This window comes from Bacillus sp. GBSW19, assembly GCF_002998655.1.
Lineage (GTDB): Bacteria > Bacillota > Bacilli > Bacillales > Bacillaceae > Bacillus.
In genome coordinates this window covers 460,645-482,082 of sequence record NZ_PVRF01000002.1, presented here as the reverse complement: position 1 = coordinate 482,082, position 21,438 = coordinate 460,645, and the positions used below count along the sequence as shown (strand labels likewise).

At 44.1% G+C, this 21,438-nt stretch carries 18 protein-coding genes; 13 read left to right on the top strand and 5 right to left on the bottom strand.

What is annotated here, in order from left to right:
- The first annotated feature begins 88 nt into the window (after positions 1 to 88).
- The gene (locus C6344_RS12195; protein ID WP_060597735.1) at positions 89 to 1,486 is read left to right on the top strand and encodes a bifunctional glycosyltransferase family 2 protein/class I SAM-dependent methyltransferase; all 1,398 of its coding nucleotides are present in this window, start codon (positions 89 to 91) and stop codon (positions 1,484 to 1,486) included.
- Between the two features lie 12 nt (positions 1,487 to 1,498).
- Here C6344_RS12195 and C6344_RS12190 read toward each other — a convergent pair whose 3' ends face one another.
- From C6344_RS12190 to kduI, 5 genes are all read right to left on the bottom strand, one after another.
- A complete protein-coding gene (locus tag C6344_RS12190; protein WP_060597440.1) occupies positions 1,499 to 2,644 on the bottom strand; it encodes a Ger(x)C family spore germination protein in 1,146 nt (381 codons plus the stop codon).
- Complete coding sequence (locus C6344_RS12185; protein ID WP_060597437.1) at positions 2,641 to 3,741, bottom strand: GerAB/ArcD/ProY family transporter; 1,101 nt, start codon at positions 3,739 to 3,741, stop codon at positions 2,641 to 2,643. Before C6344_RS12185 ends, C6344_RS12190 begins: the two co-directional genes overlap by 4 nt.
- A 3-nt stretch (positions 3,742 to 3,744) precedes the next feature.
- Complete coding sequence (locus C6344_RS12180) at positions 3,745 to 5,211, bottom strand: spore germination protein (protein WP_060597434.1); 1,467 nt, start codon at positions 5,209 to 5,211, stop codon at positions 3,745 to 3,747.
- A gap of 108 nt (positions 5,212 to 5,319) precedes the next feature.
- Complete coding sequence (gene kduD / locus C6344_RS12175; RefSeq protein WP_106036461.1) at positions 5,320 to 6,093, bottom strand: 2-dehydro-3-deoxy-D-gluconate 5-dehydrogenase KduD; 774 nt, start codon at positions 6,091 to 6,093, stop codon at positions 5,320 to 5,322.
- Positions 6,094 to 6,097: 4 nt separating this feature from the next.
- A complete protein-coding gene (gene kduI, locus C6344_RS12170) occupies positions 6,098 to 6,925 on the bottom strand; it encodes a 5-dehydro-4-deoxy-D-glucuronate isomerase (protein ID WP_106072967.1) in 828 nt (275 codons plus the stop codon).
- A gap of 262 nt (positions 6,926 to 7,187) precedes the next feature.
- Between kduI and C6344_RS12165 the strand changes: the two genes are divergently transcribed.
- The 12 genes from C6344_RS12165 to C6344_RS12110 all read left to right on the top strand — a co-directional run bounded on the left by C6344_RS12165 (position 7,188) and on the right by C6344_RS12110 (position 21,428).
- Entirely contained in the window at positions 7,188 to 8,198 is a 1,011-nt protein-coding gene (locus C6344_RS12165; protein ID WP_060597431.1) for a LacI family DNA-binding transcriptional regulator, read from the top strand.
- Between the two features lie 86 nt (positions 8,199 to 8,284).
- Positions 8,285 to 9,301, top strand: a complete 1,017-nt coding sequence (locus C6344_RS12160) for a sugar kinase (RefSeq protein WP_106048134.1) — start codon at positions 8,285 to 8,287, stop codon at positions 9,299 to 9,301.
- Positions 9,273 to 9,872, top strand: a complete 600-nt coding sequence (locus C6344_RS12155; protein WP_106072056.1) for a bifunctional 4-hydroxy-2-oxoglutarate aldolase/2-dehydro-3-deoxy-phosphogluconate aldolase — start codon at positions 9,273 to 9,275, stop codon at positions 9,870 to 9,872. Before C6344_RS12160 ends, C6344_RS12155 begins: the two co-directional genes overlap by 29 nt.
- A 118-nt stretch (positions 9,873 to 9,990) precedes the next feature.
- Positions 9,991 to 10,446, top strand: a complete 456-nt coding sequence (locus tag C6344_RS12150) for a GNAT family N-acetyltransferase (RefSeq protein WP_034660191.1) — start codon at positions 9,991 to 9,993, stop codon at positions 10,444 to 10,446.
- Positions 10,447 to 10,513: 67 nt separating this feature from the next.
- Positions 10,514 to 11,515 carry a sugar-binding protein gene (locus C6344_RS12145; protein ID WP_106072966.1) on the top strand — a complete coding sequence of 334 codons (1,002 nt, stop codon included), beginning with the start codon at positions 10,514 to 10,516 and terminating at the stop codon, positions 11,513 to 11,515.
- Complete coding sequence (locus C6344_RS12140) at positions 11,512 to 12,954, top strand: sensor histidine kinase (protein WP_106072965.1); 1,443 nt, start codon at positions 11,512 to 11,514, stop codon at positions 12,952 to 12,954. The genes C6344_RS12145 and C6344_RS12140 overlap by 4 nt, the downstream gene beginning before the upstream one ends.
- Complete coding sequence (locus C6344_RS12135) at positions 12,948 to 14,366, top strand: response regulator (RefSeq protein ID WP_060597427.1); 1,419 nt, start codon at positions 12,948 to 12,950, stop codon at positions 14,364 to 14,366. Before C6344_RS12140 ends, C6344_RS12135 begins: the two co-directional genes overlap by 7 nt.
- 101 nt (positions 14,367 to 14,467) lie before the next feature.
- A complete protein-coding gene (locus C6344_RS12130; protein WP_066031652.1) occupies positions 14,468 to 15,733 on the top strand; it encodes an ABC transporter substrate-binding protein in 1,266 nt (421 codons plus the stop codon).
- Between the two features lie 52 nt (positions 15,734 to 15,785).
- Positions 15,786 to 16,757 carry a carbohydrate ABC transporter permease gene (locus tag C6344_RS12125; protein WP_181185425.1) on the top strand — a complete coding sequence of 324 codons (972 nt, stop codon included), beginning with the start codon at positions 15,786 to 15,788 and terminating at the stop codon, positions 16,755 to 16,757.
- Positions 16,754 to 17,575, top strand: coding sequence for a carbohydrate ABC transporter permease (locus C6344_RS12120; RefSeq protein WP_050944374.1), 822 nt, complete (start codon positions 16,754 to 16,756; stop codon positions 17,573 to 17,575). The genes C6344_RS12125 and C6344_RS12120 overlap by 4 nt, the downstream gene beginning before the upstream one ends.
- Positions 17,576 to 17,721: 146 nt before the next feature.
- Complete coding sequence (gene manA, locus C6344_RS12115) at positions 17,722 to 18,672, top strand: mannose-6-phosphate isomerase, class I (RefSeq protein WP_066031653.1); 951 nt, start codon at positions 17,722 to 17,724, stop codon at positions 18,670 to 18,672.
- 125 nt (positions 18,673 to 18,797) lie between these two features.
- Complete coding sequence (locus C6344_RS12110; protein ID WP_106030576.1) at positions 18,798 to 21,428, top strand: glucosaminidase domain-containing protein; 2,631 nt, start codon at positions 18,798 to 18,800, stop codon at positions 21,426 to 21,428.
- Positions 21,429 to 21,438: the final 10 nt, after the last annotated feature.

Below are 21,438 nucleotides of genomic sequence, written 5' to 3'. Positions count from 1 at the left end.
GTTTAATCAAGAAAGGACAATCTCTCATCTTCTGAACGTGCTGCATATGACATACATATGGAACAGGCGAGCGAAAGGTGGAAATGAGATGAAAGGGAAAACGAGCATTGTCATGCTGACGTACAATGAACTGCATTTAACGAAAAAATGTATCGACAGCATCAAGCAGCATACCCGAAGTGACCAATATGAACTCATCATCGTTGATAATGCGTCAACCGACGGGACGAAGGAATATGTGAGAGAACTGAAAGATGTGATTTTCATTGAAAATACAGAGAATCAAGGCTTTGCAAAGGGCTGTAATCAAGGAGCGAAACAAGCGACAGGAGATAGCATTCTCTTTTTAAATAACGACACGATCGTAACGGAAAACTGGCTTTTTCCATTAAAAGAGGCGTTATTTGCATCAGAACGTATTGGGATGGTAGGACCTGTCTCCAATTATGTGAGCGGTCCTCAAATGGTCGAGCCATCGTATACAGATGTGAAGGAGCTCCCAGCCTTTGCGAAAAATTATACGGCTGCGAGAAAAGGTCAGAGAACATATGTACATCGGCTTGTGGGGTTTTGTCTGCTGGTGAAAAGAGAGCTCATTGAAGAGGTGGGGTTATTTGATGAGCGGTTCGTGTATGGATCATTTGAGGATGACGATCTTTGTTTGAGATCCTTGCTCAAGGGATATCAGCTGCAAATCGTCCACGATTCATTTGTGCATCATCACGGTCATGCAACCTTTCGTGCGAATCAAGAAATGAACATCTCTACACTGTTTGCTGAGAACAGGCTTCGGTTTTTAGATAAATGGGGCATTGATCTCAATCTGATGACCCCCCATCCGTACTTTGCGGCTCTGCTGCCTGAAGACGCTGCATGTGTACTTGATGTGGGATGCGGCGCAGGGGCCACAGGGCTTGAACTAATGAATCGGCAGTCTGTTGACATGTACGGGGTAGAGGCCGATCCATTAAAAGCAGCAATCGCAAAGGCATATTACGAAGAAGTCATCGAGGCAAAAGCGGATGAGTACCCATGGTTAGAGAAAGAGGCCTTTTTTGATGCCATCATTTTTTCTGATGTTTTAGAGCATGTGTCAGATCCTTGGAACATCATTGAACAAGCGCACGCATCTTTAAAACCGGGCGGCGTGATCATTTGCTGCCTGCCAAACATGATGCATGCGGAGGTGCTTCTCCCGTTAATGACAGGGGATTTTACGTATCAAGATGTAGGGATTTTAGACCGAACCCATCTGAGGTTCTTCACACCAAACACGATGCGTGCGCTTTTCCCAAACCATTTGTTTGAACGGGTGATCGAGCAGCGCATCAATGTTCAGATTGATCAGAACGTCCAATTGTTTTTTGACGAGGTGGCGAGAGTAGGAGCGTCACTTGGCTTTCAAACAAAAGCGTTGTCTGATCAAGTGACCCTATATCAGCTTTTAATTGTCGTGCGTAAAAAAGGCGGCTCCCCTTCGAGATAACCGCCTTTTGCATTACCATTTGAAGCTTTTTGTTGCGCCTTCTGCCCCAAAGTTTAAAATGCTGACTTTGACATCATATTCGATATCCGCTTCTTGAAAGAGCGTATCCCATTCGTTTCGATGCTTTTCCCAATAGTCAGGGTATTTAATACGAAACTGCCGGCTTAAAAATATGGGATCAACGCCCACCTCTTTTTGCACATGATGGACTGCTTTTTGAATTCGCTGTTTGATTTTATTCGCAAAAAGAAGCTCATATCTTTTGATGTACTGCTCATCGTATGAATTTTCTGCAGGGTACTGATCCTCTGAGAGCTTTCCTTGGGTGTTGACATTAATTTTAAAGGAAATATGTCCATCCTTCAGATAGGGTTCAATCTTGGTTTTTGATTTCTTAATTTCATACGTGATCGGAAAGTCTTTGTAGGTGGCAGGTACAACGCCGCCTGAAATTCGGTCCATCACCCAATTTAAAGATTGGACATCCTTCGCAGGGATGAAGCCGATCAGCTTTCGTGTTTTTCCATCAATGATTCCTGCTCCATCATAAATCAGTTCACCGTCTATCGCATCTACACTTTGGACAAGGAAGCTAGCACCCATCTGGAAGTAATCAGATGCCCGGCCAATACGGGTTGGCAGCAAAATCTTTCCGTTAAAGCTTCGGTTTTTGGATGTTTCAAAGATATGTTCAACCGGAACCTTTTGCTGTGATTTCAATTTTTGGTTGATCACTTTTGACGCATCATCTCGTGACACGAGAAGGTAGCTGCTTCGCCGAACCTCATCATCTCGTATAAAGTGGTTGAGCGTTCCTTGAATATCGTGATGCTCTGCCTGATTTTTGCCGAACAAGAAAATTTTTAGATGATCACTATAGATCGGCGGGTCCTTTAAGGCGACATTACTGACAGCCTCCAGCACATTTTTCCCTTTTGAGACGACATTCACATGGCCAGGAGAATCAGCCTCTTGTGTCCCACCCATCTTCGGAACCAGGTTTTGGTAGGTGAGCTTGACTCCTTGCTCCTCTTCCTCGTCAATGCCAACGCCGCGTACAAATGATAATTTTTCAATATCCTTTAAGTCCCAGCAACCTGCTGATAGAAGGAAAAGACAGCAGGATAAAAAGATGAACAATACACGCCTTCCTCTCATGCAGAACGACCTCCCCATTTTTTACGTATCATCAGCAGAACAGCTGTAATAAAAGGAATGGCTAAAACCGCGAACAATGCGTAGCCGAGTAAAGTAGAGAAGTAAAAGACTTCATTGATATTTCTCGGAAATAAAGAGAGGGCAGAGGTAATCAAAAACAGCAACCAAAGCAGTCTCGTTACATTGGTCGTCTTAAAGACTGTGTGGCACCCTTTAATGGCAAATTGGAAAAAGCCAAGCATACAAATGAACTGCTGGCAAGTCCAGATCGTCAGTAAAAAAATATCAAATCGTTCAATGAAAACCCCTTCAAGTTCTAGTGCTTGAATGAGTGAGACAGTGGGCCAGGTGAGGGATTTCGTTTCTCCAACGGTCATGGAACCAATCACAATAAAGAGCGTGAGAGAGTAGATAAGTGAGGTAATTCCGACCCCGATCGCAGCGGCCCATTTCGCCTTCGACCATTTGTCTTTATAAATGAGTGGTACAACAAACAAAATGACCTCAAAGCCTGTAAATTGAATAAATGTTTGAGAGAACAAATTACTGAAATCTTTAAACCCGTTCGCCATCACCGGGCGTAAGTAATCAAAATCGAATATTTTCAAACTAAACAGCATGAGCCCAATATAAATGATCATCGTCATCGGATATATGTATGTCACCATTTTCACTATTGGAAAGATACCACTTTTCAAATGATAGATCGCCACAAGAAGAAAAATCATCACAATCACTGCCATGGGAGTCGATTGCAGCAGGAAAAACTGAACAACCTCTCCGAGAACACGCGCTTCAAAGCCGACAATGCCTAGTAAATAGGCAATCAGCATTAAATTAAAGAACGTGCCAAAGATTGCACCGGCTCCTTTAGTATTTGACTCAAAAATGGTGTCCGGTGCATTCTTTTCAGCAATCCATCCTAACAAAAAAGCAACGAAAGCAAAGATGACTCCCTGTATTAATACAATGATCCAGCCATCAGGGAACCCTGAATTGGCAGAACTGCGTGGAATGGTTAAAATTCCAGCGCCTATCATTGTAGAGCTGCACAGAATGGTGACTTGTAACAATGATAGCTTCTCAGCTCTGTACATCGTTTAATCTCCTTGTCTTTTGAGATTTTTTATTTTTGCTGTTTTCGGTCTCGATTTAAATAGCCCAATTGGTAAACGTACGTACGTATCCTTTAAATCTGAAAACGGTGAAGACAAAACAGGTGTGAAATAGTCAAAACCAAAGGTCTTTAATTGCATCAGGTGACAAAGCACAAATAAATAACACATGATCAAGCCATATAATCCAAACATCGCTGAACTGAAAATGGCCATAAAGCGCAAGATGCGCAGCGGGAAACTAAAGTCATACGAAGGGGCAGTGAAATCGGCCAAGGCGGTCAGCGACACAATAATCACCATTAAGGCACTGACGATATTGGCTTGGACAGCCGCCTGACCAATGATGACGCCGCCAATGAGCCCAATTGTCTGCCCGATGGCTCTAGGAAGCCGAAGTCCAGCTTCTCGCAGCAGCTCAATCGTAAAAGACATAAGAATCGCCTCGACAACAGGAGGAAACGGAACATTCTGCCGGCTGCCTGCGATGGTGATTGCCATTCGTGTTGGTAATAAACCGGGGTGATATGAGACAAGAGCGATGTAGAGCCCTGGTAAAAAAATCGTTAACAGTACGGCAAAATAACGAAGTAGGCGCAAAAGAGTCGCACTTGTCCATCTTTGATAATAATCCTCCGGTGATTGCATCAAGGCTGTAAGTGTCATAGGCATGATGAGGGCAAAAGGTGTGCCGTCGAGCAAAATGGAGACTTTGCCTTCAAGCACAGATGCAATCACCCGGTCAGGACGTTCTGTATTTTGAATCTGCGGAAAAATGGAGATGTGGCTGTCCTCAATCAGCTGTTCAATATAGCCGGTTTCAGGGATGTCATCCATTTTGATTTCGGTCATGCGTGATAGAACATCTTCTACTAATTTGGGATCAACAATATCACGAACGTACACAAGGGCAGCAGACTTTTTATTGCGAGTACCTACATTTACCTTTTGAATGACAAGGTTAGGGTCGTTTGCCCGCTCACGGATTAAAGCCGTGTTTTTTTCAAGATTTTCAATAAAACCGATCCGAGGCCCTCTTACAAGGACTTCCGATTGCGGCTCTTCTACTTCTCTAAATTGAAAAAGGTTCGTTTGGAGCGCAAGTGCTTGAGCCGCTCCATCTACAAATAAAATAGCCCTGCCGCTATATAATTGCTCGATGGCAAGGTTCATATCCTCCAGCACATCATTTTGGATGCCAAAGAACGTTTTAGACAGGGCCGGAAGCGTACTAGAATCAACCTCGTTGATATCCAATTCCTTTTGCATGGGTGAAATGATTTGCTTAGAAAGCATCTCAAATTCTGTGAGTCCTTCAACGTACATGAGACATGCAGAGATAGCAGAAGGGCCAAATGAAAATGAGTGGAACACGATATCATCACTTTTCCCGGCAAAGCTTTTGACACGCTTGATGACGGACGCTATATCTTGTTCAATACGACTTTTCATAATACCTCACCCCTCATGTCATGTTTTTTTATAGAGTGACTCGGAAGGAGGAGAATTATGCAAATAGAAAAAAAGAGAATCCCTCAAAATAGGAATTCTCTCGCCTGTTTATCTCGCAAGCCAGCCGCCATCAACAGCTAAAATATGACCGTTCATATAATCGGAGGCTGGTGAGCTAAGGAAAACAGCCGCGCCGGCTAGATCCTCAGGCTTTCCCCAGCGCCCGGCAGGGATTCGTTTGAGAATCTCTTCATTTCGATTCTCATCGTCCCGAATGGCTTGCGTGTTATTGGTCGCAATGTAACCAGGAGCGATCGCATTCACTTGTATATGCTGGCTCGCCCATTCGTTTGCAAAAGCCTTCGTCAGCCCTGCGACTGCGTGTTTACTTGCTGTATAGGCGGGGACAAAGACGCCGCCTTGAAACGAAAGAAGGGAGGCGATATTGACGATTTTCCCTTGCCTGTTTTTCAGCATCTGCTGTCCAACCCTTTGGGTGAGTAAAAAGAGACTATTGATATTCACATCCATGACCGTATGCCAATCTTCCTCTGAATAATGAGCGGCCTGCTCTCTTTTAATGGTGCCAGCATTATTGATTAAAATATCGATCGTATGCTTTTGTAACATGGCATCGACAGCCTGCTTTGCCGTTTGAGGGTCGGAAAAGTCAACCTGAACCGCATGAAATGAGCGGCCCGCCTGTTCGACTAGCGCTTTCGTTTCCTCAAGCGGTGTGTGATGGTATGTGCCGATGATATCTGCGCCTGACCGGGCAAGCGCCACAGCAATGCCCTGCCCAATGCCGGTTCCTGGACCTGTCACAAGGGCTGTTTTACCTTCAAGAGAAAAGAGGGACGCTACATAGGATATCGTCGTCATCACATTACCTCAGCTGGTCCATTGGGACAAAGTCCATATCTTTGAACGTATAGTTCTCGCCCGCCATCGCCCAAATAAATGAATAATTCGCTGTACCCGAGCCTGAATGAATGGACCAGGCAGGAGAAATGACCGCTTCCTCATTTGCGACAACGAGATGTCTTGTTTCAGATGGCTCTCCCATAAAATGAAAGACACGAGCATCTTCTTCGATATCAAGATATAAGTACACTTCCATACGCCGATCATGAATATGAGCGGGCATCGTATTCCACGTGTTATTGGTTTCCAGCTGAGTGATTCCCATCATGAGCTGACAGCTTTGGATGCCGTTTGCGTGGATGACTTGATACAGGTTTCGTACGTTTGAAGCAGACGCTTCTCCTAAGTGATTCGGTGTTAATTCAGCGATGGCTGCTTTTTGTGTAGGGTACGCTTGATGAGCCGTGGCTGATACAAGATAGAACTTGGCCTCTTCGCCTGATGAACTAGCAAACTGTACATCTTCGTGTCCAAGCCCAATATATAAGAAATCTTTGTGCTCCAGTACAAAGGCTTCACCATCGACAGTGACCGTTCCTAGACCGCCGACATTTACAATGCCGATCTCTCGTCTTTCAAGGAAATATTCCGTACGTAAAAAGTCTCCGGCATCTAATTTGAGCGGCTCTGCAGACGGCTTGACTCCGCCAATCACCACGCGATCCTCATGCGAATAGTAGAGCTTTAATTCACCACTGACGAATAGCGTAGGAATATGAAAATGACGACGAAGTTCCTCTGTTGTAAAACGTTTGACCTGCTCAGGGTGTACAGCATAACGATTTTCCATTTGAGATAAGCCTCCCTTTCCATCTGAAACAAAATATTGATGTTTTATTTGGTATCGGTTTCAAGGAAAATTCTAGAGGAAAAAGAGAACGCCGTCAACCGTTATTTTGAAATCGTTTTCTTTTTATTTATTTAGATGATTTTTTGCCCTCTTCATGCAAAAAAATCTTCTGAAATGCATGAAATTATGATATGCTCTTTTTAAGTTATTTGAAATCGGTTTCGAAACAAATGAGAAGATATCGATTGTGGGAGTTTTTTGAATGAAAGAGAAAAAGCAAACGAAAGTGACCATCAACGAAGTGGCCGCTTATGCAGGTGTTTCAAAATCAACTGTATCCAGATATATCAATGGCAGAACAAATGAAATTTCTACTGAAAAGGTCAAAAAAATTAAAAAAGCCATTGAGGAACTGCATTATCGTCCGAGTCAGCTCGCCCAAGGTTTGAAAGTAAGAAAAAGCAAGGTCATTGGGTTTATTGTAGCCGACATTACGAATCCATTCTCTGTAGCGACACTTCGCGGAGTCGAAGAAATTTGTGATGAATATGGATACAGTATCATGGTATGCAACACAGATAACCGACCAGAAAAAGAACGGGAAATGCTCCTCAAGCTGAATGCGCATTATATTGAAGGGCTCATCATCAATACGACAGGCCAGAACAATGACATTCTGCAGGATTTTAAGAAAAACGGTGTACCAATTGTCCTTGTTGACCGGAAATTGTCAGAACTAAAAGTCGACACAGTGACAACGAATAACCGTGATATCACGATCCGGCTGCTTCAACAAATGTATGAGAAAGGCTATGAGCACATCGCTTTCTTTACTGAGCCGGTCGATGGGATCAGTCCTCGTGAAGAACGAAAAGAAGCATATGAGCAGACAGCTATGAGTAAACATAAGAAGCCGCTCACTGCAGAAATTGATTTGAAGCAAAAGGAACAATTGCGAGAAGAGCTTGTCCGTTTTGTACAATCAAACCAACAGAAAAAAGCGATTTTAGCAGCCAATGGATTACTCATGCTGAAACTGATTAGTGAGCTTGTAGAGCTTGGGATAAAGATTCCAGAGGAGATAGGCATCGCAGGCTTTGATGATACAGAATGGTATAAGCTGATTGGGCCTGGAATCACAACGGTTGCCCAGCCATCTCATGAAATGGGGAAAGCCGCCATGCAAAAAATCAAGACTCGGCTTGAAGGGGATGAAAGTGCGCCCCAAACCATTCAGCTTGACGGAGAAATCATCGTAAGAAAATCTTTATAAACAACAGACAGAGAAGAGTATACATACGTGCATACTCTCTCTTTTTTAACTAATTTGAAACCGGTACCAAGAAAGGGGAGAAATGAGTGAAAGCATTGGATGCGGTCACATTTGGGGAATCAATGGCGATGTTTTTTGCAAAAGAAGCCGGAGAGCTTCATCAAGTGCATACATTCCAAAAGGCGCTTGCTGGCGCCGAAAGTAACGTGGCAGTCGGTTTGGCGAGGCTAGGTTTTGATGTGGGATGGGTGAGCAAAGTCGGAGCAGATTCACTTGGCACATTTATTTTAGAAGAGCTTCAAAAAGAAGGAGTCGATACAAGTGCAGTGATCCGTTCAAATGACGGGGCTCAAACAGGGATATTACTTAAATCCAAAGTGATGGATGGAGACCCTGATGTCACGTATTATCGTAAAGGCTCTGCTGCGAGCACAATGAGTCCAAGCGACTTTCCCGCCAGCTATTTCAAACAGGCAGGACACCTCCATATGACAGGTATTCCGCCTGCATTATCCAGTGAAATGAGAGCGTTTTCTTTTTGTGCTCTTCAAAAAATGAAAGAAGCAGGCAAAACCATTTCATTTGATCCAAACCTTCGGCTGCAGCTATGGGAAGAGGAGGAAGATATGATCCATACGGTGAATCAAATGGCTTTTCAAGTGGATTGGTTTTTTCCGGGGCTTGCAGAAGGGCAAAGGCTCACAGGCTGTCACGAACCGGAAGAGATTGCCGATGTTTATTTGCAAAAAGGCGTCAAGCTTGTGGTCATGAAGCTCGGTGCAGAAGGTGCCTTTTATAAAAGTGCAGCCAGTCAGGGGATTGTGAGCGGATTTTATGTGCCAGATGTCGTTGATACAGTCGGTGCCGGTGATGGATTTGCCGTGGGGGTCATCAGCGGCTTATTGGACGGTTTATCATATGAAAAATCTGTGACAAGAGGCAATGCTGTAGGGGCTCTTGCGGTGATGTCTCCTGGCGATAAAGACGGACTGCCTACTCGGGAAGAGCTTCAGGCTTTTATGAAAGAAGCCAAACGATATCATAGACGGGAATATATGAAGGGAGATGAAGGATATGGGCAAGTCAGCAAGTTTGAGCGTTAAAGAGCAGCTCGCGGCTTGTAAGCTGATCGCAGTGGTGAGAGCGGGGAGTGAAGCAGAAGGCATTGAGACCATTGAGCGTTTAAAGAAAAAAGGCGTTCGAGCCATTGAAGTGACGTATACCACGCCTAATGCTGAACACATCATCGCGTCCTTTCAGCATGAGCAAGATCTGATTGTAGGAGCAGGCACAATCATAACCCTTGAGCAGGCACAATCAGCCATTGACGCAGGCTCACAATTTATTGTCAGTCCAGGATATCTCCCTGTGATCGGAGAGCATCTCTCATTTCACGACACACTCTATGTACCAGGTGTCCTCACCCCAAGTGAAATCATGCAGGCAAAAGCAGATGGCTACTGCTTGCTCAAGCTTTTTCCAAGCGGTTCCTTCGGTTTATCCTATATGAAAAACTTACAAGGTCCGTTTCCAGAGATTGAATTTATTCCAACGGGCGGTATTCATCCAGCCGATGTGCCAAAATGGCTGAAAGCAGGTGCAGTGGCAGTAGGAGTCGGAAGTCAGCTTGAAAGCAGTACAGCAGAAGAGTTACAAGCGGTACTTTCTTCATAAATAGTTGATATCAAAAGAACAACTGGCGGATGGATGCCGGTTGTTTGTTCGTTTATCTGACATAACAGCAGGTGAATGCTGACTCTTCACGTACAATGATCGTGAAGGAGTGATAGACATGTACATTCAACAAGATACACTCACGGATGGACAAATAGAGCAGCTGATTACCGCTCATATAGAAGAAATGAAAGAGCATTCCCCGCCAGAAAGCATTCATGCCCTTCCGTTAGCTGATTTGAAAAAGCAAGATGTCACAGTGTGGAGTGTGCGGGAAGGAGAGGAGCTTCTTGGCTGCGGAGCGTTAAAGGAGCTGTCAAGTGATCACGGCGAAATCAAATCAATGAGGACCGCAGCTCTCCATATGCGAAAAGGTGTAGCAAGGTATATGCTGAACCATCTTCTCCAAGAGGCGAAAAGGCGCGGCTATTCACGTGTCAGCTTAGAGACAGGTGCGATGTCTTTCTTTGAGCCAGCAAGAAAACTATATGAGAGTGTTGGTTTTTATATTTGTCCGCCTTTCGATTCATATCAAGAAGATCCAAACAGTTTATTTATGACAAAGGAATTATAGAGGTCGAGAGAGTATGCTTATAAGCAGCTCTTTTTTTATGCGCAATATTTGAAAGGGGGAGGATGTGGTGAAAAGATTAAAGTGGATCGGGATAGGTGCCTTTCTCACTTTTTGTGTCGTATCTGTCATTTTTTTAACATTATTAGGTCAAGATTTATTTAAAATTGAAAGCGCTTCCGAAAAAGCGTCATCAACCTATCAATATCACTTTGTCCTTGTACCGGAGGAACTTGATAATGAATATTGGCAGCTGGTACAAAGGGGAGCTGCTGATGCGGCAGCCGTTCATCACGTGTATCTAGAATATTTGGGTCCGAAGCAAGCAGATATAGACGATCATCTGAAAACCATTGATATGGCGATCGCAGGGCATGTCGATGGCATTATGACACAGGGACTTGATGCGAAAAAATACAAACCGCTTTTTCAGAAGGCGAGGGAAAAAGGCATTGATGTTGTCACCGTCGATACGGATGCAGAGGGGAGCAAGCGTCAAGTGTATGTAGGCACGGACAATTATTATTCAGGCTTTATCGCAGGACAGGCACTCATCGCAGATACAAAAGGCGAACAGTATGTAGGAATTGTCACAGGCAGGCTTGATGCCGTTCATCAAAAGCAGCGCGTCAAAGGGTTTCGAGACGCCGTCGCCGCTGAAAAACGCATTCATATTGCTGGAATAGAAGAATCAGCCATTACAAAATCAGGGGCCTCCGGTGCCGCGTATAAACTATTAAACGATCATGCGAAGCTCACCGCATTTTACGGCACGAGTGCATTAGATGGTGCAGGCATCATTCAAGCAACAGCACAATATCGATCGCCCACAGATTTTTATGTGCTCGCATTTGACACATTGCCAGATACGATTCAGGCGCTCGATGATGGAAAGATTGATGCAGTGGTTGTTCAGCATCCTTATGAAATGGGCTATCAAGCAGTGGAATCGCTTGTGCGTTTGCAAAAAGGTGAAAAAGAAGAACCGCTCCAGTACACAGGAACAAGTGTGATTCGGCAAGAGGATCTGCCGCTACAGCAAACAGACAGAAGGCAGGGGGTGCAGCCGTGAGAAGGATTCGAAGTAAATTGTTACTGGCATTTTTAATCCTTGTGTTCCTTGGCAACGTGGCCGCTTTTTTCGTCTATTGGAGCAGCTCGAATATCGTATCGGAATATAGCAGAAGCTTTCGTTCTTTTCTCCTGCTTAATGATATATCGACAGAGGCAAAAACGATGTATGAAAAGGTCAATGCGTATGCGATTGAAAAGGATCGGCAGTTTGCCAAAGAATATCTGGCCTCAAAACAGAAAATGAAATCCTATGATCAGGCATTGCGAAAGGATGCCGGGCTTCATGCGGCGATTCCTTCTATTGAAAAATACCAATATATGATGCGGACGCTCATCAATGAAAGTGATGCGACCATGACACATGTAAAAGAAGGGAAAATCAAAGAATATGCAGCAAGTGTAAAGGAGGTGAGAACCGTCTCCTCCTACATACAAGAGCAAACGATGACCCTGCTTGATGATGAATTGTCTGAGTATCAAGTACTCTATCAATCTCTGCAAAAAAGACACCAAACCTATGCACTCTTTACCTTATGTTTGTTTACGCTATCCATTGGGGTCGCATTATGGATGGCGTATATGATTGCTGGAGGGATATCAAGGCCGATCGTCCATCTGTCTCGAAGCGTAAAGGAAGTATCAGAAGGGAATTTTGATGGAGCGGACTTGCATGTCACCTCAAAGGATGAAATTTCTGTATTAAATGAGGCCTTTCAGCGAATGCGTCAAGAGATGAAAATGATGATTGAAGAGATGAAACAAAAGGCAGCCTTAAATCAAAAAATCAAAGACATGAAGCTGAAAACGCTGCAAAACCAAATGAATCCACATTTTTTATTTAATACATTAAACATCGTCTCACGCATGGCTTACTTAGAATCAGCGGATGCCACATCGAGGTTGATCCAATCCGTTTCCACGTTGATGCGGTATTCGCTGTCAGCTCTCAGTGCATCTGTTACGTTGGAGCAAGAAGTAAAAGTGGTCAAAGAATATTTTCATATACAAGAAACAAGATTTGCCGATCGTATTACATGCAAAACGACCATAGATGAATCATGTTTATCTGTACATATCCCAAGTCTCACCTTACAGCCGCTTGTCGAAAATGCCTTTATTCATGGCGTTGAACCAAAGGAGGAAGACGGGCTTGTCGAACTCTCGATCTATCAAGAAGGCGGCTATGTGATGATTCGGATTCGGGACAATGGGATGGGGATCAATGAACAAGAGATAAGGAGATTGCTATCAGAAAAAGAAGAGGAAAGTCCAAACACCTTGAGTAAAGGGCACTCGACAGGGATCGGTCTTCGAAATGTGATGTCAAGGCTGCATTTGTTTTACGGGGTAAAAGATGCCCTACAAATTGATTCAAAGCCAAACGAAGGCACCACCATTCAATTGGCTATTCCGATGAAGGAGGGACCGGCATGCTGAACGTGCTGATTGTGGATGATGAAAAAATAGAACGACTAGCGATGCGGAAATTCATGACCGATTGGCTTCCAGAGTGTCATATAGCAGGAGAAGCTGAAAATGGAAAGAAGGCGGTTGAATTCGTGCGAACTGAGCCCGTTCATCTTGTGCTCATGGATATTCAGATGCCTGGAATGGACGGATTGACAGCGATCAAGCAGATCAAAGCGAGCAGTCCTCATACAAAATTCATTATGCTGACAGCGTACGATACGTTCGATTATGCCAAGCAAGCGATGCAGGAAGGGGTGAAGCAATATCTCGTTAAACCGGCTGACAAAGATGAAACCATCGCCGCCATTCGAACGGTTGCGGCAGAGATTCAGCAGGAGGCGTCTCAGCGGCAGGCGGTGGCGGCTGGTCAGCAGTCAAAGTGGCTCGAAGCTCATGTCATAAATGGTCAGTCCTATACCTCCACGGAGTTTCAACAAATGTTTCACGAATATGAAGCAGGTCTTGTCATCGCTGTTCAGCGGACAATCGGGGATCAACTGTTGATTGATTTACAGACATCTCCCCTTTTTCATACGGTACCGATTCAGGTGAGTGGTGAGCTGTTTACATGTCTCATTTATCGTCACCAAGCGCCTGGTCAGTTAAAGGCAGATGTCCTGCATGCGATTCGAACTGCCACAACAAACGATCAGCCTTCACCTGTCGTTGGCATGGGACACCCGGTCTCAAACCCGCTTTATCTTCAGAAAAGTGCAGCAGAGGCGAAGCTTTCCTATTATCAGCGAAAAAAGAGTCCCGGCGTTGTTCGTTATGGTTTTTACCAAACAGAAGAACAGTCCCATCCATTGATCCATCTGCCGGAGCTTGCAGACGATATGATGCAGGCAATGGAAGAAGGGAGAAGAGAGGATGCGCTGGCTTTATTCGATGCATTTGAACTGGAGGGAGCGACCATTTCACAACTAAAAGAGCTGCTGATTTTATTTAAATCACGGCTCCGAACAGACTGGCCAATATTAACGATCAGCACCGCAGCTGAATGCCGTGAGTGCTGTGAACACTTATTTGACGTGTACGAAGCGAGAACCCAGACCGTGAATGACATTGAGCGGGCAAAACGCTACATCAAAACGCATTTTTGTGAACAGATCACGCTTGAGCAGACTGCCGCCTATGTTGATTTAAGTCCAACCTATTTCACAAAGCGCTTTAAAGACGAGACAGGGCTGACATTTAAAGAGTATGTGACAACCTGCCGGCTGGATAAAATCAAAAAGCTTCTCAAAGACAGCTCGCTTAGTTTAAAAGAAATTACCTATCAGGCAGGATATACAGACCCCAATTACGTCAGCCGTGTGTTTAAGAAGATGGTCGGCTGTTCACCGAAGGAATATCGAAAACAGACCGTAAAAAAGTGAAGAATTTCATAAAAAAGTGAAGAAGTTTGCTGAAAAAAAGCGAGGATCTGCCATTATACTTATTTTGATAACGCTTACAAAATGGGGATGGGGGATCAATCATGAAGTTCAAATTAGGTTTTACGCTGTTAGCGCTCTGTATGCTTATCGTCACTGCCTGTAGTTCATCGACCAACTCAGATGCAAAAAAAGAGGGCGGAGCAGAGAAACTAGACATTTTCTCTTGGTGGACTGGAGCAGGTGAGGAGGACGGACTGAAAGCACTCATTCAATTGTTTGAAGAGAAAAATAAAGACATCCCAATCGAAAATGCAGCTGTCGCAGGTGGTGCTGGTACAAATGCAAAGGCTGTTTTGACTAGCCGGATGCAAGGGAATGACCCGCCAGCTACGTTCCAAGTACATGGCGGAGCGGAGCTGAATGAGAGCTGGGTCGCAGCAGGCAAAATGGAGCCGCTGGATGATCTATATGAAAAAGAAGGCTGGAAGGACAAATTTCCGGAATCACTCATCGACCTTGTCAGCAAAGATGGGAAAATCTATTCAGTACCAGTGAATATTCACCGAGGCAATGTGCTTTGGTATAACAAGAAGGTATTTGATGATGCAGGCTTAGAGCCGCCAACGACCTTTGATGAATTTTTCAAAACAGCAGATGCCTTAAAGAAAAAAGGCATTACACCGCTTGCACTTGGTGATAAAGAGCCTTGGGCAGCGACGCATTTGTTTGAGAGTGTGCTGCTCGGCGTTTTAGGCGCTGACGGATATCAAAAACTTTGGGCTGGCGACATGAAAATGGATGACGCAAAAGTGAAGGAAGCGGCAGACATCTTTGGGCGTATGCTCGAATACGTCAATGATGATCACAGCTCCCGTAACTGGCAGGATGCCTCGCAGCTCGTGGCAAAAGGGGAAGCAGCAATGAATGTCATGGGCGACTGGGCAAAGGGGTACTTTGTGAATGATCTCGATCTGAAGGTGAATCAAGACTTTGGATACGCGGCGACTCCTGGAACCGAGGGAAGCTTTATGGTGATCACCGATACATTCGGACTGCCAAAGGGCGTGAAACAGCCAGAAAACGTGAAGAAATTCTTATCTGTTTTAGGATCTGTGGAAGGACAGGATGCATTTAATCCGCTAAAGGGATCGATTCCGGCACGTGTGGATGCAGATGTTTCTAAATATGATGAATACGGAAAATCGGCGATGAAGGCATTTAAAGAATCAAAGCTGGCGCCGTCTCTCGCACATGGTTCAGCTGCTGAAGAAGGGTTTGTGACAAAAGCGAATCAAGCCGTGAATATCTTCGTCACGCAAAAAGACAGCAGCCAGTTTGTTTCATCTTTAAAAGATGCAATGAAATAAAGACGAGGAGGCGGCTAAGCACCGCCTCTTTTTTGAAAAGGAGTGTAGCTTCATGCGCATGGACACATCGCCGATCACAAAAGCAGCAACACCTAAAGTCAAACGTGTTCGGAAAAAATGGAATGGGGATCAGCTGCTTGCGCTGCTATTTTTAACCCCGTCGGCTGTTTTATTATTCATCTTTGTTTACGGCTTTATTGGCTGGACAGGGTATGTGTCATTATCAAACTGGACCTCGCTTGTTCCGAATTTCTCTTTTGCAGGTCTTCAAAATTATATCATGCTGTTTCAAGATTTCCGCTTTCAGTCAGATCTTCGAAATACGGTCTTTTTTACTCTATTTTTTATTGGAGCCGTCATTGCCTCTGGACTCGCACTTGCGATTTTACTAGATCAGAAGATCAAGGGTGAATCTCTATTTCGGAATTTATTTTTCTTTCCGATGGCCCTTTCCTTCGTTGTGACAGGGGTCGTCTGGCAATGGATTTTAAACCCGTCAACTGGGGTGAATCTGTTTTTAAAAACGCTTGGTATCCAGCCTAAGTGGTACACGGATACGAACATTTTAGCCGGATTTGTCTGGGGGAAAATTGAGTTTGGTGTCCCTGCGGCAATGATTGCAGTCGTGATTGCAGCGGTTTGGCAGATGACTGGATTTTCTCTAGCGATGTATTTGGCGGGTTTGAGAGGAATTCCAGAGGAAGTAAGAGAGGCTGCTAGAATGGATGGCGCAACCGAATGGCAGATTTACCGGAAGATTATTTTTCCTCTATTGAAACCGATTACTGCAAGTGTCATTATCATCATGGCTCATATTTCATTAAAGATTTTCGATTTGATTTACTCGATGACAGGACCGGGTGCAAACTTTGTCACAGATGTTCCGGGCGTTTACATGTTTGAAATGACCTTTAGAGGAAACCATTATGCAGGCGGTGCCGCCATTGCGATTGTTATGCTGATCTCTGTTGCTGTCTTTATCGTGCCGTATCTCCTGTCGAGCCGGAAGGGGGCGTCATCATGACAGCCAGATGGTTTGTCCGTCCAGTCCTTTATGCTTTATTGATTTTGTGCAGTCTTTTTTTTCTGATGCCAGTCTATGTCATGCTCGTCACAAGCTTGAAGCCATTAGGTGAAGTGACCCTTGAGAAAATGTGGGCGCTGCCATCAACACTCGATTTTTCAAGCTATCAAATCGCATTTGAAAAGCTAGCGCCCAATTTAATGAATTCACTTTATCTTGTCATTCCGGCTACCTTATTGTCAGCTGTACTAGGAGCGATGAATGGCTATGTCCTATCAAAATGGCGTTTCAAAGGGTCAGAAGTGGTCTTTACGCTGATGCTGTTTGGGATGTTTATTCCATATCAAAGTATCCTCATACCACTCATTCAATTTTTGCGTGAAGTCGGATTGTATAATTCGATTCCAGGTCTGGTGCTTGTCCATGTCGTATATGGACTCCCGATCACAACGCTCATGTTCCGAAACTTCTATGTGAGCATCCCTGATGAAATGATTGAATCGGCAAAAATGGATGGCGCAGGGTTTATCGGGATTTTCAGACATATGATTCTTCCGCTTTCGATCACAGGGTTTGTTGTGGTCGCCATTTGGCAGTTCACAAATGTGTGGAATGAGTTCTTATTTGCAGTCACGATGACCACTGCGGAGCATCAGCCGGTGATGGTCGCCTTGCAAAATCTATCAGGCAGTCAAATTGTGCAATGGAACGTCCAAATGGCAGGGGCGATATTGGCCGCACTGCCGACACTTTTGGTCTATATTCTGCTCGGAAAATACTTTGTCAAAGGGCTTCTCGCAGGCTCTGTCAAAGGATGAAATATTTTTGTGTTATCGTTTTCATTTGGTGTACTGAAAGGATTGACTTCTCTTTAGATAGCGTCATAATAAAAGTTGAGACTTGCTAGTTTTCATCAAGCTTGGCAAGGATTATCAAAGGGTAGCAAAGGGAGGAGTCATCCTGAATGAAGCAGTCACCAATATTTTTACTGCCTGAATTGAAGGAGAGAATATGGGGAGGTACAGCCTTAAGGGATCAATTTGGCTATGATATTCCTTCTGATCAAACGGGAGAATGCTGGGCAATTTCTGCTCATCCAAACGGACCAAGTGTCGTGCAAGACGGTCCATATAAAGGGAAAACGCTGATCGAACTATGGGACAATCACAGAGAATTGTTCGGGGGAATAGAAGGCGATCGATTCCCGCTGTTAACCAAAATTTTAGATGCAAACCAAGACTTGTCCGTTCAAGTTCATCCGGATGATGATTATGCGGAAAGACATGAAAATGGAGAGCTTGGAAAAACAGAGTGCTGGTATATCATTGACTGCAAAGAAGGAGCAGAAATGATCTATGGGCACAATGCAAGAACAAGAACTGAGCTTGTGACCATGATGAACAGTGGAGATTGGGAAGGTCTTTTGCGTCGTGTGAAGATTAAGCCTGGTGATTTTTATTATGTGCCAAGCGGAACCATTCATGCGCTGTGCGAAGGAACGCTTGTCCTTGAAACGCAGCAAAGCTCAGACACAACCTATCGGGTATATGATTATGAACGAAAAGATCAGGATGGCAATGAACGTGAACTTCATTTTGTGCAAGCCATTGATGTCACAACGGTTCCTCATGTAGACGGTTATACAGATGAATCAGTTGAAACACGCCGTGGGCTGACCATTCGAACTTTTGTTGAAGCAGAGTATTTCTCTGTGTATAAATGGGAAATTGATCAAACAGTAGAGCTTTCGCAAGATTATCCGTTTTTGCTGTGCAGTGTAATTCATGGAGAAGGGTCTTTAACGCATGATGGACATACATATCCACTGCCTAAAGGAGCTCATTTTATCCTGCCGGCTGAAACAGGGAGCTTCTCAATTGAAGGAACTTGTGAACTGATTGTGTCGCATATATAAAGGAAAAGAGGACTTCGAAGGGGTCCTCTATTTTTCTATTGCATAAATGACTTGAAAGAGTACTTGTTTTTGTCGATAAAGAGATTAGTAGACTATTATGCAAAGTTAAGAGAGGGACAGGGAACGTGAAAAAAACCATCAAGATTATGTTACTCGCAGCTGCCTTTGGTATGACAGTACAGACGGGCAAAGAAGCGCAAGCAGCCTCCTATGTCGATCAATCCATTTATACGATGAACACCTCAAAGGTATTTACAACAGAATCAGAAGTGAAAAAAGCAGTGGAAACATTGAAGAAGGACAAAAAGTGGACAGCCACTTATCAAACCTCAGGAAACACGTCGACCTATCAGCTCACTGCCTCAGGATATGAGTCGCAAACAGCAGCGAGTGCAAGTGCAGCTGCATTAAAAAAAGAGACGGGCATGAGCGGTACGGTGTCTCCAGTAGGTGACCGCCTGCCTTTACAAAAGGTCATATCTGACCCAGTCAATGATGAAGCTCAGGCAAAAAAGCTCTCGCTCGAGCTAACGAAAACATCAGGGCTCAATAGCACCTATGAAGTCATCAATCAAAGCAGACCTTCTTATCAGGTCATATCAGGAACCATTGATTCTGAAACGAAAGTCAAAAATATTCAAACCGAATTACAAAAGCAGGCCGGTGTCACCAGTACATACCAAACTGAAAACAAAGCTGGCACTGTGTATCAGCTGATTTCAGGCGGTATCGTTGGACAAAGTAAAGCGAATACCATCCTGCAAGGCTTTCAAAAGGAGTCTGGTTTAAAAGCAGTGCTTCAAACGGTGACAGCAGGCAAGCCATATTACATCGTCACATCAGCTGCACAAGCCAGCCAGTCAAAAGCACAGACGCTCCTTACCCAGCTGCAAAGAGAAGCAAAGATCAGCGGGAAGATTCAAAAGACAGGCGCTTTAAAAAATGTTTATCGCTTGGAATCAGGCTATTTCAAAGACAACAAACAAGCATCCTCAGCTGCGGCTCAGATCAAGAAACAAACCGGCGCTGCAGGGACTGTGCAGCGAGTGGGAAAAACAAAAAATTATATCGTGAAACTCAATCAACTGAACGATACAGCATACGGAAAAACGGTAGCCTTTTTCAAGAAAAAGAAATGGCGCTACACATCCAAAAAGATCTCTTCTACACAGCCATATCAAGTAGTGACTGGAAACCTATTAGGAGATGATCAAGCGAAAAAAGCAGCGGCTTTCTTCCAAAAGAAAAAGGTATCTGCGACAACGAAAAAAACGGGTAAGGTATCTGACAGCACGTATCGACTTGTCGTCAATCAATCAGCAGACCAAGCGAAAATGAATAAAGGTGCCGCATATTTAAAAACGCAGAAGGTGACAAGCAGCATCACAACAGGTAAGGGACAAGCTGTCAGCAAAACGTATAGTCTCAAGACAACACCTGTATATGAGCAAAGTAAAGTCAAACAGGCTCAAGAGATTATCAAGAAAAATGGCGTTGCCAGCAGTACAAAAACGCTGACAGAAGCGGTTAAGCAATACCGGATCACGACAGAGCCGACGGTGAATCAGACAAAACTGAATCAAGCGTTAAGCTATTTAACGAAACAAAAAATGAAAGCAGCTGCTCAAAAAACAGGTACAACTGATTATGGTCAATATCAGATTAAAACCGGTGTCATTTCCACAGCTGCATTGCGCGACCAAGGCCTGGCTTTTTTCAAAAAACGGAATGAACCAGCTGCTTATAAAACAACAACGAAACCAACCTACAAAATCAACATTACGCAGCAATTCACAGGATTACCAACTGTAAATGCGGCGATTGCTTTTGTGAAAAGCCAATATGGCTGGACAGCCACAGCCGTAAAAATCAAAAATGGCCCAATGGTCATGCAAACGAACTACAACCTCACTGTCAATGAGATGGTGAACAAGCAAATGAAGGTGTCACCACAGACAGACGGTGCAGCCTATGTCTATGCAGCATATGTAGACCCGGCGACGTCAACTGTGAATACAGACGGCTTAAATGTTCGTTCTACACCTGATTCGAGCTCTGCAAGCAACATCGTGGCGCAGCTGAACAAAGGAACAAAAGTAAGACAGCTTGGGAAAGAAGGAAACTGGATCAAGATCAGCTTGGGCTGGAGAAATGCAAGTTCAGCAGAGGTGCAAAAATATGTAGACCCAGCCAATATTGCTGAGGGCACTCAATCTTATTTTCAATTTCTGAAACTCTCTGAAGCTGCGAATCTCAATCCGGCAGAAGTCAATTCCAAAATTCTAGCAGGTAAAGGGATTCTTGCAGGTAAAGGACAAGCCTTTATTACGGCAGCGAAAACGTATCATATCAACGAAATTTATCTCATTTCTCATGCGTTGCTTGAAACGGGTAACGGAAGTTCGATTTTAGCGAATGGTACGATGTTTAATGGGAAGAAAGTATATAACATGTATGGCATTGGCGCATACGACAGCAATCCGAATTACCTCGGTGCAAAGTATGCGTATGAACAACAATGGTTCACGCCAGAGGCAGCGATTATTGGCGGGGCAAAATTCATTGGCAACAGCTATATCAATCACGCCACATACAAGCAAGATACGATTTATAAAATGCGCTGGTCTAGTGCAGCGACTCATCAATATGCAACAGATATTGGCTGGGCTTATAAGCAAGTCACTCGTATGTATAGCTTGTATAACTTACTTGATAACTATACGCTCTATTACGACATCCCGGTTTATAACAAATAAAAAAACGTCC

Excerpts from the sequence above, each read along its gene's own strand:
- C6344_RS12135 (WP_060597427.1), top strand. The coding sequence starts at position 12,948 with ATGCTGAACGTGCTGATTGTGGATGATGAAAAAATAGAACGACTAGCG.
- C6344_RS12195 (WP_060597735.1), top strand. The coding sequence starts at position 89 with ATGAAAGGGAAAACGAGCATTGTCATGCTGACGTACAATGAACTGCAT.
- C6344_RS12180 (WP_060597434.1), bottom strand. The coding sequence starts at position 5,211 with ATGAAAAGTCGTATTGAACAAGATATAGCGTCCGTCATCAAGCGTGTC.
- kduD (WP_106036461.1), bottom strand. The coding sequence starts at position 6,093 with ATGACGACGATATCCTATGTAGCGTCCCTCTTTTCTCTTGAAGGTAAA.
- C6344_RS12155 (WP_106072056.1), top strand. The coding sequence starts at position 9,273 with ATGGGCAAGTCAGCAAGTTTGAGCGTTAAAGAGCAGCTCGCGGCTTGT.
- kduI (WP_106072967.1), bottom strand. The coding sequence starts at position 6,925 with ATGGAAAATCGTTATGCTGTACACCCTGAGCAGGTCAAACGTTTTACA.
- C6344_RS12125 (WP_181185425.1), top strand. The coding sequence starts at position 15,786 with ATGCGCATGGACACATCGCCGATCACAAAAGCAGCAACACCTAAAGTC.
- C6344_RS12150 (WP_034660191.1), top strand. The coding sequence starts at position 9,991 with ATGTACATTCAACAAGATACACTCACGGATGGACAAATAGAGCAGCTG.
- C6344_RS12190 (WP_060597440.1), bottom strand. The coding sequence starts at position 2,644 with ATGAGAGGAAGGCGTGTATTGTTCATCTTTTTATCCTGCTGTCTTTTC.
- C6344_RS12120 (WP_050944374.1), top strand. The coding sequence starts at position 16,754 with ATGACAGCCAGATGGTTTGTCCGTCCAGTCCTTTATGCTTTATTGATT.
- C6344_RS12165 (WP_060597431.1), top strand. The coding sequence starts at position 7,188 with ATGAAAGAGAAAAAGCAAACGAAAGTGACCATCAACGAAGTGGCCGCT.
- manA (WP_066031653.1), top strand. The coding sequence starts at position 17,722 with ATGAAGCAGTCACCAATATTTTTACTGCCTGAATTGAAGGAGAGAATA.
- C6344_RS12185 (WP_060597437.1), bottom strand. The coding sequence starts at position 3,741 with ATGTACAGAGCTGAGAAGCTATCATTGTTACAAGTCACCATTCTGTGC.
- C6344_RS12130 (WP_066031652.1), top strand. The coding sequence starts at position 14,468 with ATGAAGTTCAAATTAGGTTTTACGCTGTTAGCGCTCTGTATGCTTATC.